This window comes from Klebsiella sp. CN_Kp106 (assembly GCF_040064575.1).
Classification (GTDB): Bacteria; Pseudomonadota; Gammaproteobacteria; order Enterobacterales; family Enterobacteriaceae; genus Klebsiella; species Klebsiella michiganensis.
Window position 1 is genome coordinate 316,653 of the sequence record NZ_JBEAIG010000071.1, and the last position, 16,797, is coordinate 333,449.

Below are 16,797 nucleotides of genomic sequence, written 5' to 3' on the forward strand. Positions count from 1 at the left end.
TAATGCTTCTAAGGTCACTAAAAGGTTTTACTTTCAACCAATCAAAGAATCCAAAAAAATCTCGGAAGAAACCTAGCCAATAGAACAACCAATGATAGCTTCACAATACCAGCACGGAGTTAGCAAATGTCTCTTTACCATTGTATGCACCCTCGATACTCTAAGATCTAGGGTGTACGCATGGTGTTTATAAGTAGGATCTCAAGCATGAAGGATTTATCCGGCTTTTTCGCTTACGCATCAAGTCCCGTAGAAGTTGGGCAAACTATCGAACGGGCTGTAGATAACAGCAATAAAATCATAGGCAGGATAGCCATCTCAACGTGGATGGCTCTAGATGTTGTCGGGCATTTTATTTCTGATGAAGTCTTAACGGCTATTGATGCAACGGACTTATTGATTGCCGACATCAGTGAGCTCAATTTCAATGTCACGTATGAAATAGGTTATGCGATAGGTAAATCGAAGCGCGTATTGCTTGTCAAAAATAAGAGCCTACAACCTCAAGGACTGAAGATTTCTGATGTGGGAATTTTCGATACCTTAGGTTACCGGGAATATCAGAACTCTTCTGAATTAAGCGCATTTTTAACAAATGCTTCTGTCTTGAAAGCTATTGATACATCAGCAGTGCTAAACATTAAGGCTCCAGTGTATCTCCTCGATACGCCATATAAGACCGACTGGTCAACGCGAATAATCTCTAGGATTAAAAAGGCTGGTTTCACGTATCGTAACTTCGATCCGAACGAGTCTCCCCGTCTGTCTGCACATGATGCAATTACGCAAGTAGCAAAATCATACGGAGTTGTTGTTCCCCTTTTATCCTCGAATTCTACAGGTTTTGCTATTCATAACATGCGAGCAGCCTTCATTGCCGGTTTGGCTGATGGCATGGGAAAAGCGCTCAGCATTTTGCAGTCTGGTGATGAACCAGTCCCCATTGATTATCGTGATTTTGTAGAAGCGACTTACCACCCCGATGACGTCAATCGTGCAATAGAAGTGTTCGCCTCAAAGGTTACTCAAGCATTTCAGCAACTCGAAGCATCCGATACGAAGGTCGAGCGTTCCTTTATAAAAAAGGTTAATCTCGGTGCTACTTCCGCTGAAAATGAAATGCGCGATCTTGAGCGCTATTATTTAGAAACGGATCAGTTTCTTAAGTCCCTACGGGGTGAAGCTCATTTGGTTGTGGGACGTAAAGGTTCCGGCAAGTCGGCAATTTTCCTTCAAATTAGGGATGCAGAACGCGACAAGAATCGTAACAAAAATATTGTTTTAGATCTGAAGCCAGATGGTTACAAACTTATAAAATTTAAAGAAAGAATCCTTCAGTTTTTAGCTGAAGGTACGTATCAGCATACAATTACGGCATTTTGGGAATACGTGCTTCTCTTAGAGATATGTTACAAAATCTTGGAAAAAGATAGACAACGCCATATTCATGATCACCTTCTATACGAAGGCTATCGTGAGCTATCCGATTTATATTATGTTGAAGGTTATGATTATGAGGGTGATTTTTCTGAACGCATGTCAATGCTGATGGAAAAAATTTACTCTGAATACCAATCAAAATATGGTTCAGAAGAAAGTGTTAACCTAAGTTCATCCCAAGTCACTGAGCTTCTATATAAACACGATGTTAAAAACCTGAAACAAATGCTGGGACGCTACTTAAATAACAAACAGATTTTATGGCTGTTATTCGATAACATTGACAATGGTTGGCCTACCTCAGGATTGAAGCATGAAGACTTATTAATGATTAGGGCCTTAATAGATGCTACTCGAAAGATTGAACGTCAGTTTAGTAGTCCAGATCTCAAAATTCGGTCGGTGGTATTTCTGCGCAATGATGTCTACGAACTACTGGTAAGGGAGACATCTGATCGAGGCAAAGAAGCTAGCGTCATTCTTGATTGGACTGATGGCGATTTGCTACGTGAACTTATTCGCTTGCGAATTGTATCAAATGGACTAGATGAAGATATGGACTTCAAATCTGCGTGGCTACGACTTTTTGTTAGCCATTATATGGGCGAAGAAACTTCTCAATTTCTGATTGAACGTTCTTTAATGAGGCCGCGTTTTTTACTCAATCTTATTAACCATTGTAAAAGCTTCGCTATCAATCTAAATCATGAAATTATAGAAGCAAGTGATATAGAAAAAGGTATAAATGCTTATTCTGCAGATCTTTTACGTGATATTGGCTACGAACTTCGTGATATTTCTTCTGAAACCGACGGTGCATTGTACGCTTTTATCGCCTGCGAAAGTGAATTGTCAGAAATAGAAGTAATGAATAAACTAAAGCAATCAGGTATTGAGCATGATGGTGCTGCTCGTGTATTAGACTTGCTACTTTGGTATGGGTTTTTAGGTATTCGAATTAATTCAGATGAACCTAAGTTCATTTATGACTTCAGCTACAACAAGGCACTAATGGATGGTGTAAAAAGAAACTCGACTCAGACAGTTAGCTTGGTAATTAATCAAGCATTTTGGCCAGGATTAATGATAAACAAATAAATTCACATAAAATACATAAGGTTACATGCTATCTCCAGAAAAATAATTCATTAGCAATAAGATTAATATAGCCAATATTTTATTGTATGTAGTAGTATAAGTGAAAAAACCACAGTACACATAGGTCATAAAATGTCGAAGGAATATAACGTATTCATTAGTCATGCTTGGTCATATCATAGCGAACTAGAAGATTTAAGAAGACTTATCGATGCCCGTGCATACTTTAAAGCTGAGTATTCAGAAGTTAGTCGAGATAAACCGATAAATTCTATCAGTGCACCCTATATAAAAACGGTTCTTAAAAAGAAAATTTTAGAATCAAATATAATTATAGGCCTTGCTGGTATGTATGCATCCCATAGCGACTGGATGGAATGGGAATTACAAACAGCATTTGACAATAACATACCTATTATTGGAGTTGTTCCTCGAGGAGCGTTGAGGATATCAGCAACTGTTTCATCTAGGGCTATTGAGGTTGTCAGATGGAATACAGAAAGTATAATTTCCGCGATTAGAAACAACTCCATTTAAAATGGAATGAATTATTAACGCATCATTTATTTTATACCCCCCAAAACAAGGGGGGTAAAATATACCATTAACCTTGTCACAACCTCATCTTTAACTCATTAATTGACTAATCATCAGAGAATAATAATTAACAATTAATTACTTGGCTAATGTTTTATTGGGGCTTGCCTATTTGCTACTCTTCTAGCGAGCCATTGCGTATGCTCCCTAGAAAATGCTGTTTCAGCGTCTCTTACAAATTCAGAGAAATCATTTTCTCCAGAAATATATGATGATTGTTCTTTAATTATACCAATCTCATGTGCAGTTAAAAAATATGATGCAGAGAGTTCACTATATCTTTTAACCTGGACCCAGCCAACGAGAGCCGATGCTATCGTTGTTACTACACTTATTGGTATTAAACTCTCAGTATTTTGTGTCAAAAAAGCATTATAGAGAGAACATAAAAAAGCAAGAAGATAAATACAAAAAACGACCACTCCCCAGTATAAACTTAAGTTTTTATTAGATTGTGCCTTGCCTATATACCAGTCACGCTGATCATCTATTCTATATTTAACATATACATCTCGACGATCATCAAGATTAAGTTTTCTGATATTTTTCATCTCATCAGAAACCGTGCTTTCAAGTACTGATACAGAGTCGATACTTTTAGATATAAACTCACTACCACCCACGATACCGTCTAAATAAGATGCGAGCTGTGATATATTCCTTGGTTCATCTTTATCGTTAAAAGGTTCTGATTTCATGGAGAACTTCCACGAGATAGTTTTAATTGACTCAGTTACCGCTCTATATTTATACCACTCTCTTTCAAATTTACTTTTAAGTTTAAATGCTACCATCAACATTAGCATGGTGAATAAAAACAATGCAGTGTAATATTTGTAATCATACTCCAGAAAAGCATTAACAGCACTAAATATCAATAATAAATATTCAACTCTAAGAGCAGCAAAGTAATATCTTTGATTGTTTTCAGATCTCTTATTAGTTATATCATAAAGACTAGGATATTTAATTTTCACACCACACCCCCTTTTTTATAGAAAACCATCTCTCTAGCAAATCTCATTTTCATTAATATTTTTTCAGCACAAACACATTCTTAGAATGTATGTACAAATACAAATCCATTCCCTAGGAAAAACATGATTATACAAGACGGCCATCCGGAATGGCACCTTCTCTATCGAATAATCGCATTTATCTTCTCAACTTTTTAGGATAGCAAAACTTGCTCCCAAATCCACGGACAATCCAATCTCTTGGCAACTAACGCGCCACAAACTGGAAGTGCCAGCGCATGGAAAAAAATATATATTACACAGTAAGTTAACGGTGAATTTACTGACCTTTTCTATGATGCTAATGAAACTTCAAACGTGATGCGTTTATGGTAGTCGTGCAGATGCAAAAGAATGGGCAGCCCCCACACCGTAACTTTCATTCATGAAATCGTTGAAGATGTTGCAGAGCAAGGGACAGCATTTGCCTATAGTCACCAAGGTTATTATATTCCCTACTTTAGTAACACAACTATTCCTTCTAGCAAACCTTCAATGAAAGGTGGTCATTCTGGTGGTCTTGACAGAAAAGGATTTCTGATTTAGCTTGTTTTTTAGCCAGTTACTGGCAAAGGCGATCCCAGTCAGAGGAGCCACATTTAAAAAGCCTGCTTTCGAGCAGGCTTTTTGCTTTTTTGCGTCGCTGACGTTAACTGAGAATCGCATCCAGCCTGGCAAGCACTTCATTGACAACGGCGTCAGGTATGCGTTCCAGACGCTTGCCGTTCCGGGCCGCCATATCAATGGTTCTGGGCTGGTCGCAGCGAATAACGCCTGTTGTTTTGGTCCCCGCCTCTTCCAGTGAAACCGTGAAGCCTGCTGTACGTGCAAAGTTTCCGCCGCTGGTGACGGGAACCACGACCGGTAGCCGGGTCAGCTTGTTAAACGATGCCTTCGATACGATAAGTACCGGACGTTTTCCACTTTGCTCGTGGCCAGCAATCGGATCCAGTGAAACGAGCCAGATTTCCCCTCTGTCCATCTACAGGATCTCCTTGCCCACCGCAGGAGCATCAATCCATTCCCGATCCTCTTCGCTCATTTCGGCGTGCGGATCGCACTGCGCCAGCAGCTCCTCAAGAGAATAATGAGGCCGTTTCTGGGGTTCAATAATCAGGCAGCCATTATTAATGGTCATGCCGACTTCGCTGTCCATCGACAGCTCCAGCGTTTTGAGCACGGCGGGAGGAACCGCCAACATGATGGATCCGCCGACCTTTTTCAGGCGAGTGGTATACATAGAGCACCTCCGAATATTATATTTTAATATAACATCCATGTCAGGATATGCACAATTATTCATCAGATTCATGGAGATTTCCTTTGCGTAATAAAGCGTGAAGAAAGCCGTTATCCATCGGAGGACAGTACAGGTGGGAACGAAACGCGTAACTAAGAAGGCTGATAATAGAAAACTGTTTTTGCGGTTTAAAGGATTATGGCGGTTCAGGTAAACGAAATGCGAGGCGGCTTCCGGATCGGAGCTGCTTCGGAGGAGCATCAGCGGTAGCGTGAAGGCCTGATTTTTCCAGGCTCGAAGTCGAACGCTTCAGCAATCAATCTTTCGCTATTGGGCCAGCGGTGGGTAAGCGTACTAGCCAGCATGGAGGACACCAGGACCTGCCTGTCGCAAAAGCGCTGACAGTAAAGTGCCCCGTTTTTCAGCCCACCTATGATGTCGACAGGATTCCGGTCAGACTGCATCATACTTTGAGCTATACCGCGTCAATAAACTTCACTCTTCAGGCAGTAGATCGCCAGCGCGGGGCTTTCATTTCCACAGTAACTAACATTTCTAGGGATTCCAATACCGGCACCTCAATTTACAGGAACGGGTAAAAGATTTCAATTTCGGACAAAAACAGCAATAGGAAGTGGTGAAATACTGTTCGCAGATTGTTATAAATATAAGCATTGGTCGCTAAAGTATCATCTTCACCAATTTTTCGGAGGGAATCCGTTGAATATTACAGAACAACAGATTGTAAAGCTGGGGCCACCAGTAGGGAAAGCAGATGCTTATTTACCACTTGAATTTATGGAACCGAAAACATTTTCGCTATTTTGTTGTGAGCTCATCAAAAAACGGCTGAAAATTGAAAACGGCGAGATAGTTGATGCCATGACCATTGGTATTTCCGGTCAATCACAATTTGGGGCGGATATTGTTACGCATCGCCAACACGGCAATCAGGATGTTTATTCGTTATACGAAGTTAAACGTTGTAAAAAATTCACAAACAGTCACTATATCTCTACTGTTCGTCGTTTTAGTGAACACCGGGAAAAATGGCAGGTGAATATCAATGAGTTTTACATTTTCCTCAGTGAGAAAGCGTCGGCAAAATTAATAGCGGAATACAAAAAACAAGAGGCTATCTTTAAGGAACTGAATATAGTACATCGTCTGCTTGATACGGAATTGATCCACGACTGGCTGAAAAATCTGTATTGTCCAGATCTGTTGTATCGATTTTGTCACGAGAGCTGGGTATCTCTTTTTTATGGCGAGCGAGCACTGTTAAATATCAAAGACTATGGCGTGTGGGACTATAACGAATCTTATGCCTGGCGAAATTACACGCATCCATATGAACACATTACTGTTGATACCTATACACTTCAGAACGATCATGTGTTTATTCAGGCGTTTTTACCTAATCTAAAAGGGAATCCCCTCTCCTGTTTTATTGATTTTCGTAATGGCCGCTATAGCCATGTTTTGCTGACGATGAGTCAGAATGACCTGCTAAATTCGGCCTTCGAAGGGGCAGGTAGTCCACCGGAGGCGGGAGTAAGACCGTGGATTTTAAAAGAACATCATGGCGAAAATTATTATTGCGATATCGGTAACTGCCGCCTTGTACTAACCCTAAATGAAACCCGCTCTCTCTGTGATGCTTTTGATAAGTTCTGGAGGGGCTATAAACAGCGCATGGAAGAGATTGACCGGATTTGTCGCACTGTTGATTTCTCGAACAGTACACCACCCGGTGATAATATTCATCTCATTACCATTCCTTACTGGCTATGGGGTCGCATCAGCACCTTTTGTCAACATCATGACTATCTGGATACCGAAGGCGAGTGGTCGATATTTAATCCTGCCCGTGAACGCATTATGGTCTTTACCCGTTATAAAGACGAAGTAATGAACGAAGGACATCACGTCACACTATTAGCCAGCCGCGACCCTAATTTTAATCGCCTTACTAATCATCGCGTGGCGCTAATCTGGCAACCTCCCAGTCGCTACGATATCAATAATATGGAAGAGGACGCCATCGGGCCTCGTAATTACTGGGATGCGCTGACGACATATCGATGGCTGATTGAGAAATTAATCCCTGCGGCAGATAGCTGGTACTGTGCTAATTACTTTCCAGAACGCAGGGGCTGGCAACGACTGCCATTTCGCGCACCCCGCCATATCTCCTGTACATCCGATGATATTTATTCCAACTACCAACCGGAAAGTAATATCTCTGTTGAACAGGTAGATAGCAAACAGAGTCTGCTGGCGTTGCTGACTGAACTACAACATTTTTTTAATATCTACACTCGCCAGGTGTACTTTAAGGCAAGTGAATTTGAGCAACTTTGCGATGCCTTTCTCTTTTTATTGAACAAAACAACCGTCAATTACTGGGGCTATATCCGCAGTAGCGTCGGTGCTTCGCAGGAGGAGCGAGAGTCTGTGGTAACAGCATTGCAAAAGTATCGGAGGGAAAGTACGGTTTATGAAAGCAATTCGTCACTGTATGACTATCTGTTTCGCGGCATGATGGCACTATTTGGCGACGGTGACTGCCATATTAACGAAGTGGAAGCGATTAAGGTTGCGACATTGTTGCGCCCCTTTGTGGATAAGGTGTCGGAGGGACGTTTTTTGCGGCGTTGTCAGAAGCGGTTATAGGCTAGCCTGTCAATAGACCACTATCTTGTGGTTTTGTGTTACTCGATTATGCATTCAGCAACGATTGGTTTTCTGAATAGCAGGTAGCAAACAATGCTACCTGCTATTCAAATATTTTTTTATCTTTTTGTTTTATTAACAAACTATCCGTAAAATGAGTACCAAGAACAGGTAGAATAGTGCCTCAGCACTGCATTCATTATATGAAGGTGAAACTTGTCTGATATGAATCTGAACGGCCCCGCAAACGGCGGTGGAGCAGCAACCAGTAGCGGCATTTTATTTCAACAGCAACTGGGAGCTCACTTTGCTGCTCAGATCCTATCTGGTAGCCGACTGGATGCAAGATTAGGACTGGGCGAAGCATCCCCTGTCTGGTTGCGCTTTGAAACGGAAGCGCCCGTTGACGATATACTGGTGGCTACATCTGCGGATGGTTTTATCGCCATTCAGGCAAAAACAACGCTTTCGCTTTCAGATGATAAAAAAAATCCTTTTTATCGGACTGTAGAACAATTTGTCCGCCAATGGTTAACATGCCGGGATGGCAATGGTTCTCTGGAATGGAACAGGCCTCTTGATTCAGATAAGGACCGTCTGGTTTTAGCCGTAAGTACCAGAGCACCAGCGTCAATTCGGGAGGAACTTCCTGTAGCATTGTCTCTTTTTTCTCAGCACGGTCCTGGTGCAATGAACAAAAGGCAGGCAAAGGCGTTTAGCATTTTTGAACGCTGTATTTCCGCTGCCTGGGGCAACATAACTTCTGAGCCCCTGCCTCCTCACCTCGTTTCTGAATTTTGCCGCCTGGTTGTTGTTTTGGTCGTGGATGTTGAAAATATGGCTTCACCGGCCTATTTACAACTTGCTCAGAGCCTTACTAAAGATTCCGACGCAACGACGGTCCTGAGTATTTTTACCGAAATTTGCGGCACAATGATGTCCCATCGCGGTGGCGGCGATCTGTCAATATTTCGCAATGAGCTTGCAGGAAAAGGGATTGAGCTCGCAGCACCACCTCGATACAAGAATGATATTGCCCAACTTCAGCAACATTCTCAGGAAATTGCTGATTCCCTAAATCGATATGAAGCTATTGAAAGTCAGACCGGTCAACCTGTTACCCTCCGCAGAGAATGCCAGAACGAAGTTGAACAAGCCGTGCAGTCAGGTTCTCTATTAATTATTGGTGAACCCGGAGCGGGTAAAAGCGGAGTCCTGAATGCACTGGCACGCAGTTTGCGGGAACGAGGAGATGATGTACTGGAGCTGGCGGTTGATCGCTATTCCGTTGAGTCGCTTGAAGGTCTGAGTCGAGAACTCAGACTGGAGCATAGTTTGACCGACGTGCTTGAGGCGTGGGATGGCCCATCTCAGGGCTGGCTGATTATAGACGCGCTGGATGCCACCAGAGGGGGCAAGGGAGAAGCCGTTTTTCGCCCACTCATTGAACAGGTGTTGACCTGGGGTGGTCGTTGGAAAATCATTGCCTCAATACGTAGTTTTGATCTGCGCATGGGAGTAAAGCTTCGTGACTTGTTTAAAGGCGTCCCTCCTGTTGCTGAACGTGCTGATGCTTTGTTTTCTTCCGTTCGCCATATTGTTATCCCACGTTGGTCAGATGATGAATTTCGCCAACTACTGGAAGTATCCCCCTCTCTGGCTACGGCCCTAGAGGGTGCCTCCGACAAACTGCGAGATCTGGCGAAAGTTCCGTTTAATACCAGACTGCTGGCAGAACTGGTTTCGCAAGAAACTGATGTCAGGTTTACGGCTATCTCATCTCAGACAGAACTATTAAAACTGTACTGGCAACATCGAGTTGGGAAACATGGACTTAACGCAACGCGAAATATAAAAACATTAGTGGATGCCATGATTGATGGGCGTTCGCTCAGTGTTTCATCCCTGCTTACGGGCACGGATCCTGACATGCTTGATACACTGTGTCATGAAGGCGTATTGAATCGGGAACAAAATGACCGCCGGATACAATTTCGCCATCACCTTTTATTTGACTATGCTGCGGCACAGACATCGTTTGAGCCAGATGCGCTAATTGCGGGGAGATTGCATTTTCAGAAAGAACACGCTCAGGGATTAATGCTATCCCCCGCACTTGGCTTTGTGCTTCAGGAAATATGGAGTTATGACGATAATCATCGTAGCTTTTGGCAAGCAGTGAGTTATCTGGTCAATGACAAAGATGGAGATCCGATTATTCGTAGTTCGGCCGGTCGAATTGCAGCAGAGTATCCCATAGAACAGGACGATCTGCTCTGGCTTGCTGGACGTGTAGCAGTTGATGACGAGAAAATAATAACCACTTTGGGCCATATATGCGGCGCGCTGGCAATACGATTTGAGGATGAAAAAAATGTTGCCCTGCCGCCATGGGTGTATTTGGTATCAGCTCTGACGCCCCAAGTCAATAAAGTTGCAGAAACTTTGCGATTCTTATTGCATCCACTCATCAGACAGGTTGCTGAGCCAGTCTTACGTAATATGCTCGGTACAACCAGCCGTGCAATGCTTTCGCATGGCTTAACATTAAGTGATCCGCAATACTTTGTCGGTAACGCTATTTCGTTCGTTGCAGATACAATCGACACCGATGTTCAGGCTTCCTGTAATTTACTGGCACAAATCATTTCTCCTGAGCGGCTTCAACGTTTTGGCTCCGAAGAAATCCCTACACTTTGTCACAACATCGAGAAAATCGGAGAACATGCACCGGATTTCGTGGCCCGTATCTTCGAATTTGTCTATAGCCATGACATCGTAGACGATCGGGAAACAAATATGGGGGAGAGTCGAATCCTTCCGTTGAGATCAAATGCCCGACAGGATTATGAACTGGCAAGATATTCACTTAGTGAGTATTTTTCTTATTTTATTGAACAATACCCCAGCCATGCAATTAGCGCTACGGTGAGTGCTCTCGATGGTTACGTTGCTCGAAGACATCCGATGGATGCGCCTACTGAGCATGTAACAATTTCCGGGTACAATATTATTCTTCAGACCGATCGCAGCCACATTTGGGCATATAACCCAGACAACCAGCACGCACATGACGGTGAAGTACTGGTTAATAAACTTTTTCAACGTTTGCAAATTGCCCCAAGTTCAGATGCACTTATTCTTGCCAAGCTTATCTGCGAAAAAGCGTCACTGGCAGTATTCTGGAGCAGGCTCTTTCTGGCTGCAAATAAACGGGATGACGACCTGATTGATTTTCTGTGGCCTATAGCTGCACAAGAAATATTTATCCGAAGTGAAGATACCCGTAAAGATGCCATTGATATTGTGGGCAAGGGAGTTACTCGCCGCTCAGAAGAAGAACGAGAGAAGCTAGAAAGCTCTGCTTTTCAGTATGATTTTTCTGATTATCTTTATCCAGAAGAAGCAAAAAACAAGCTGCTATGTTGTCTTTTTAACGCTATCGGTACGGAGAATTTATGCACTCAGTCTGCCCGAGATTTCTTGAGAAAGTTTTCGTGTGACGTTGAAACATCAAGCAATGAACGACTTTTTAACGTTTCTCCAGTCAGAGTAACAACCGGGATACCTTATGATTTTATTGATGATTTAGACCAGAAAGAACCGGACAATACAATTATTATCGATGCTGTAAAAACAGCAAGGGAAGCGCTGAGGCTTGAGTCGAACAATACTCTTCCCTCCGGACTATCATTAGAAAATATCTTCAATATCCTTGAACCTGTTCATAGTCTCCTCTACCTGGAAAATACTCATAATTATGTACGCATTACCGCAGAAGACGTAATTATCAGAGCCTGTAATGCAATCATTGAACAGAAGTTATTGCCCGCAGCGGATGAAGAACAGGCAGAAGAACTCACATCGCATTTTTTAAAATTCCTCGATATCGCTTCCCATTCTGCTGGCCCTAAACTTAAGGAGAATACGGAAGAAGAATTTGAAAACAGTACCAGTTGGGGTTCTCCTGCACCAAGACTTGATGCAGCGCAGATTATCCTTGATATTATTCCTTTGCGTCCCGATCTTTATGGAAGATTAAAAGCTGATATTGAAAGAATGCTGATTGATCCTCATCCGGCGGTTCGCTTCCAGACGTCAGTACGCCTCTTACGGCTATGGGATATTGATCAGGATAGTGTATGGCGCTATTTGAACGAAAGGATAGAACAGGAAACCAACACCGGTGTTCTTGAGCACACTGTGGCGTATGGTATAAGACGTTTGCTACATGTTGATCCTTCACGTATTTTCAGCCTCATTCAGAAATTACTGAGTCGGTTTAGTGGCGATCCAGAACGTCAAAAACGCATTCGTAAAATTGTTAGCAGCGATATAACTATTCTCTGGGGAGTGCATGAGACCAGAGGTGCTTATAACATACTACAAAGTTGGGCTAATGCTCCCACCATTTATAACGATGAACTTAATAATGTTCTGTTCACATTAAGGGAAGGGTTCATTCTTGGACTTACCGGACAGGCCGCACCAAAAGATATAGAAATAAGACAACGAGCACTGGATATTGCTTATGACATTATCGATGCTGCCGGAATAAAGCTGGAAAAGTATTATCAACAAACGAACCTGACAGACATTGACAAAGAAAATGTAAAACGGTGTGCGGAAGTCATCGACAGAGCCTGTTCGCAACTACGCTTCGCTTGCGAAGGTAAGCATAATTCCGACGAACCGCCATTGAAAAATGAGGGACTTAAGCAATTCCTGAATAAGACTGAGAAGCACCTGCAGCGTATCGGTGATTGTGGTACGCCGCACACTATCTACTATCTTCTCGAACTCCTTGAAACACTGGTTCCTGTCGCGCCCGAAAAGTGTTTCGATCTACTGGCTAACGCGCTTTATCACGGAAGGAAACTCGGTTTCCAGAACGAAAGACTGGGAATGGCTCAACTGGTAAAAATGATGGGGATATTTCTTGCCGATTATAAAACCATCTTTGACGATCAAAACAGACGTACCCGTTTGATAAACAGTCTGGACATCTTTATGGAAGCGGGTTGGCCTGCGGCCCGGCGTCTGCTTTATAGGTTACCGGAGTTGATTCAGTGAACGAAGCACAACTTCGTAATCAGTTTCGTTGGGATTTATCCATGTTAATGGATGATATTGTACGCTTTATTGAATGTGGAATTATTAACTCTTATTCAAAAGATAGTGCAAAGACTCTCCATGAACATGATACTCGAATCTTGTTTTTCGATCGGTTGCTAACAAGTCTGGGCTGGCGATTAGGAGCCCATGGTAATGTTCAAGAAGAAGCCAGAATAAAAGCAGATACAACACGATTTATGGACTATGTCGGCGTAAATCAGAAGACTAAAACACCATTAATGATTTTTGAGGCGAAAGCTTGGGGTGTTCCTTTTGTTTCTGCCCGCAACCGTGAAGACAGAGCCAAGGACGAAGATCTCATCGTTATGGCAATTCGTCATATACTGAATGACAAAGCGGGTGCCGACCAAACTGGGTTCAAAAACGCCAGGCATATCGCCGCCATTTTCGTCAGCGATACCAACCCTGGCGGCTACCGGGAGGATCGGGGCTACAACGGGTTTTGCGGTATTTAGCGCTCGCACTGCCCCGGTACCGGGCAGCGCTAACGGCGCGGGATGGCGACCGGACGATAAAGCCGCAGAAGCGTCAGGCGTATCGACCGTGCAAAATAGCGTGATAAAATCAGTTTTTCATCCCGTCTATTTTCACCCGCCGTTTCACATGCTATTGCTGCAGGATATTTTTATTCATCGACATCACCCATGTTATAAATGTTCTCAGGGGGACCGGGATATGTTTGCGGCTCGGATAGTAAATATTAAAATGATCGGCAGGATAACGATAATCAGACAGCAAGCGGACAAACCCGCCTTCTTTAATTTTATCCTGAACCAGATTCTCATATACAAAGGCAATACCTAATCCGGATTCCGCAGCCTGTATCATCGCCGCATCGGAATCCATCACCAGATCGCCCTTCACAGCCACTTCCGTTATAACGCCCGTAGCGCTAATAAACTCCCAGCGGTACAGATCCCCACCAGGAAAGCAACGATTAATGCATCTGAAATTAACGAGATCTTTTGGTGAAGAGGGTGCGCCGGATTTTTTTATAAAATCCGCACTCGCCACTGGAATAAGAGATAGCGGTTCTCCAAAGGGTATGGCAATCATATCTTTAGGCACATCTTGCGTATAGCGTATACCCGCATCAAATCCTGAATCTATAATATTGACTTTCCTGTCCGTGGTGAATAACTCAAGTTTAATATCCGGATACTCATTTTTGAACGGTGCGAAGTAACGTTGAAAGAAGAGATCCAGCACAATGCGTGGCGAATTTAGTCTCACCACCCCTTCCGGCTTTGCTCTGTGCTCATTAAGGTTATCAATCACCCGCCTGTAGTCATTGAGCACAGGAGTAACGTCATTCAGAAACTCCTGGCCGATAGCGGTCAGGGAAAGACTGCGCGTAGAACGATTTAAAAGCCTCGCGCCCAGTTTCTCTTCCAGATTATTTATGGCAATAGTTAACGTTGGTGGAGAAATATTCAACTCTTTTGCTGCCTGACGAAAACTTCCATGCTTCACAATAAGACTAAGCATTTCTACATGTTGCAATTCGGGAATATTTTTCATTGTTAACATCCGTAAAATACTGCATTAGAAAGAGATTAATTGTTGTGAATGGAAAAGGGAAGTATATATTTCAGCACATTGTACGAGTGAGGAAAATAAAATGGAAACACGTTATCTGGGAAAGAACAAATTTCAGGTGTCGGCATTAGGTCTGGGTTGTATGGGAATGAGTTTTGCCTATGGCGGAGCCGAAGAGTCGCAGGCAATTAACACCATTCACGCTGCGGTTGATTTGGGCGTCACTTTCCTTGATACCGCAGAAGTTTATGGCCCATTTGATAATGAAGTGCTGATCGGAAAAGCAATCAAAGGCGTTCGCGACAAGGTACAGATTGCGACCAAATTTGGTTTCCGCATTCTTCCTGGCGGTCAGGGGCTTGAGCGTATGGCCGGCGTTGACAGCCGTCCTGAACATATCCGCGAGGCGGTAGAAGGCTCCCTAAAACGTCTCAACGTCGAGACTATCGATCTCCTTTATCAGCACCGCGTTGATCCCACCGTCCCCGTTGAAGACGTGGTGGGAACAATGGCAGATCTGGTCAAGGAAGGGAAAATTCTCCATATCGGACTTTCCGAGGTCTCTGCCAATACTTTACGCCGGGCCTGTGAAGTTCATCCGATCGCCGCCGTTCAAACCGAATATTCTCTCTGGACCCGCGAGCCGGAAGAAAACATTCTTAAAACTTGCCGCGAATTAGGGGTAGGATTTGTGCCCTATAGCCCGCTGGGTCGTGGATTTTTAACCGGCAAAATCACCGATCGGTCCGGCTTCGCCGAGGATGATTTTCGGCGCAATCTTCCTCGCTTCCAGCACGATGCCATGCGGAAAAACCAGCAGCTACTCAGCCAGCTGCGGGATGTGGCCGATAAATATCGCTGTACCCTGGCCCAGCTCGCTCTCGCGTGGGTGATGAGTAAAGGCGATGATATCGTCCCCATTCCCGGCGCGCGCCAAATCGCGCATTTGCAGGATAATGCCGGCGCGGCCAGCCTGGCTATTTCCGATGTTGATATTAAACTCATCGATCGCATCTTTACCCCTGACCATATTCACGGATTAAGATATACCCAGGGTGATTTTCATTTAATCGATAAGTAACATCCTGCTATAAATCCTCCCGCCTTTCCGGCGGGAGCTAAGGTTTACCGTCTCGCGCACATCTCTCCTCCACCGCGCCAGTTTGCTGGCGCCACGCGGTAACCTCCTCATCAAGCCAGGCCTTAAATAGAATGGCTTCGTTTTTCTGCTCTGCGCCCTGCGATGAAACCAGCCAGTAAGGCCACGGATAAGGGGCGGTGAAAGACGTAAGCTGTACCAGCTCACCTCTGGAGAGCGCATCCTGGACTAAAGAGCGGCGTTCCAGCGCGATACCTTTACCGAGCCGGACGGCCTCCAGCACCAGGTTTGAGTCGTTGATGCACAAACCGCCTGGCACAATCTCTCTTTCAAGCCCCGCGTTGATACACCATGCTTTCCACGACTCCATGGAAAAGATAATGTTGCTCTTCGCTATCTCTGACGGCGTACGGGGGAGCACGCCGCCGTTATAGGTTGGCGCGGCCACAACGATAAGCTGATCGGAGAAAAGGTAATGGCTCTCCGTTCCTTCCCAGTCGCCTTTTCCCATGCGTATAGCCAAATCCGCCCCTTCCTGCTGCATGCTGGTTATCGCCAGGCTCGCCTGTATCCGCAGCGAGATATGGGGGTATTTCTCCCGAAACCGTTCCAGGCGAGGCAACAACCAGTGGCAGCCGAACGAGGGCACCATCGCCAGGGTCAGCTCCTGCCGGCGGGGGTTGACCTGCACCAGCCGGGTGGCATCAGCAATATGGTGCAAAGCCTCGCGGACCTGTAAGGCATACAGCCTCCCTTCTTCATTAATCTGCACGCCGCGGCCGTGACGGATAAACAGCTTGATGCCGACCATCTCCTCCAGCACTTTAATCTGCTGGCTGATGGCTGAATGCGTAACGTGTAGCTCTTTCGCCGCCAGCGTCACGCTGCCAAGACGCGCCACGGCTTCAAAACTACGTAAACTCGCAATAGGGGGAAAATCCGCCATGTTACCGCTC

The 16,797-nt window shown here is 44.2% G+C and carries 11 protein-coding genes and 1 pseudogene; 6 read left to right on the top strand and 6 right to left on the bottom strand.

Translation table 11 applies throughout. The annotated features are described in order from the left end of the window. The first annotated feature begins 207 nt into the window (after positions 1–207). Both ABLU96_RS28330 and ABLU96_RS28335 read left to right on the top strand, forming a co-directional pair. Positions 208–2,538 carry a hypothetical protein gene (locus tag ABLU96_RS28330; protein WP_112216948.1) on the top strand — a complete coding sequence of 777 codons (2,331 nt, stop codon included), beginning with the start codon at positions 208–210 and terminating at the stop codon, positions 2,536–2,538. Positions 2,539–2,670: 132 nt separating this feature from the next. Beyond that, entirely contained in the window at positions 2,671–3,075 is a 405-nt protein-coding gene (locus ABLU96_RS28335; RefSeq protein WP_348863084.1) for a TIR domain-containing protein, read from the top strand. A 146-nt stretch (positions 3,076–3,221) separates the two neighbouring features. Here the strand turns inward: ABLU96_RS28335 and ABLU96_RS28340 are convergent, their stop codons facing one another. The 4 genes from ABLU96_RS28340 to ABLU96_RS28355 all read right to left on the bottom strand — a co-directional run bounded on the left by ABLU96_RS28340 (position 3,222) and on the right by ABLU96_RS28355 (position 5,858). Then, the gene (locus tag ABLU96_RS28340) at positions 3,222–4,112 is read right to left on the bottom strand and encodes a DUF4231 domain-containing protein (protein ID WP_348863087.1); all 891 of its coding nucleotides are present in this window, start codon (positions 4,110–4,112) and stop codon (positions 3,222–3,224) included. 688 nt (positions 4,113–4,800) lie between these two features. Further along, positions 4,801–5,133 carry a type II toxin-antitoxin system PemK/MazF family toxin gene (locus ABLU96_RS28345; protein ID WP_008804165.1) on the bottom strand — a complete coding sequence of 111 codons (333 nt, stop codon included), beginning with the start codon at positions 5,131–5,133 and terminating at the stop codon, positions 4,801–4,803. After that, complete coding sequence (locus ABLU96_RS28350) at positions 5,134–5,391, bottom strand: hypothetical protein (RefSeq protein WP_064405693.1); 258 nt, start codon at positions 5,389–5,391, stop codon at positions 5,134–5,136. Positions 5,392–5,651: 260 nt separating this feature from the next. Beyond that, a complete protein-coding gene (locus ABLU96_RS28355; protein WP_074189026.1) occupies positions 5,652–5,858 on the bottom strand; it encodes a helix-turn-helix domain-containing protein in 207 nt (68 codons plus the stop codon). A 253-nt stretch (positions 5,859–6,111) separates the two neighbouring features. On the opposite strand from ABLU96_RS28355, the gene ABLU96_RS28360 reads away from it, so the two are divergent. The 3 genes and pseudogenes from ABLU96_RS28360 to ABLU96_RS28370 form a co-directional block, all read left to right on the top strand. Beyond that, the gene (locus tag ABLU96_RS28360) at positions 6,112–8,067 is read left to right on the top strand and encodes a hypothetical protein (RefSeq protein WP_064405695.1); all 1,956 of its coding nucleotides are present in this window, start codon (positions 6,112–6,114) and stop codon (positions 8,065–8,067) included. A gap of 225 nt (positions 8,068–8,292) precedes the next feature. After that, positions 8,293–13,140, top strand: coding sequence for an ATP-binding protein (locus ABLU96_RS28365; protein WP_064405697.1), 4,848 nt, complete (start codon positions 8,293–8,295; stop codon positions 13,138–13,140). Between the two features lie 399 nt (positions 13,141–13,539). Next, a pseudogene (locus ABLU96_RS28370) lies at positions 13,540–13,658 on the top strand (molybdopterin-binding protein); the annotation flags it as partial. Positions 13,659–13,809: 151 nt separating this feature from the next. Here the strand turns inward: ABLU96_RS28370 and ABLU96_RS28375 are convergent. Then, on the bottom strand, positions 13,810–14,724 hold the full coding sequence (locus ABLU96_RS28375; protein ID WP_064405701.1) for a LysR family transcriptional regulator: 915 nt from the start codon (positions 14,722–14,724) through the stop codon (positions 13,810–13,812). 100 nt (positions 14,725–14,824) lie between these two features. On the opposite strand from ABLU96_RS28375, the gene ABLU96_RS28380 reads away from it, so the two are divergent. Next, on the top strand, positions 14,825–15,823 hold the full coding sequence (locus ABLU96_RS28380) for an aldo/keto reductase (RefSeq protein ID WP_064405703.1): 999 nt from the start codon (positions 14,825–14,827) through the stop codon (positions 15,821–15,823). Positions 15,824–15,860: 37 nt separating this feature from the next. Here ABLU96_RS28380 and ABLU96_RS28385 read toward each other — a convergent pair whose 3' ends face one another. After that, a complete protein-coding gene (locus ABLU96_RS28385) occupies positions 15,861–16,787 on the bottom strand; it encodes a LysR substrate-binding domain-containing protein (RefSeq protein ID WP_064405705.1) in 927 nt (308 codons plus the stop codon). Positions 16,788–16,797: the final 10 nt, after the last annotated feature.

Excerpts from the sequence above, each read along its gene's own strand:
- ABLU96_RS28330 (WP_112216948.1), top strand. The coding sequence starts at position 208 with ATGAAGGATTTATCCGGCTTTTTCGCTTACGCATCAAGTCCCGTAGAA.
- ABLU96_RS28335 (WP_348863084.1), top strand. The coding sequence starts at position 2,671 with ATGTCGAAGGAATATAACGTATTCATTAGTCATGCTTGGTCATATCAT.
- ABLU96_RS28345 (WP_008804165.1), bottom strand. The coding sequence starts at position 5,133 with ATGGACAGAGGGGAAATCTGGCTCGTTTCACTGGATCCGATTGCTGGC.
- ABLU96_RS28350 (WP_064405693.1), bottom strand. The coding sequence starts at position 5,391 with ATGTATACCACTCGCCTGAAAAAGGTCGGCGGATCCATCATGTTGGCG.
- ABLU96_RS28355 (WP_074189026.1), bottom strand. The coding sequence starts at position 5,858 with ATGATGCAGTCTGACCGGAATCCTGTCGACATCATAGGTGGGCTGAAA.
- ABLU96_RS28365 (WP_064405697.1), top strand. The coding sequence starts at position 8,293 with ATGAATCTGAACGGCCCCGCAAACGGCGGTGGAGCAGCAACCAGTAGC.
- ABLU96_RS28375 (WP_064405701.1), bottom strand. The coding sequence starts at position 14,724 with ATGAAAAATATTCCCGAATTGCAACATGTAGAAATGCTTAGTCTTATT.
- ABLU96_RS28380 (WP_064405703.1), top strand. The coding sequence starts at position 14,825 with ATGGAAACACGTTATCTGGGAAAGAACAAATTTCAGGTGTCGGCATTA.
- ABLU96_RS28385 (WP_064405705.1), bottom strand. The coding sequence starts at position 16,787 with ATGGCGGATTTTCCCCCTATTGCGAGTTTACGTAGTTTTGAAGCCGTG.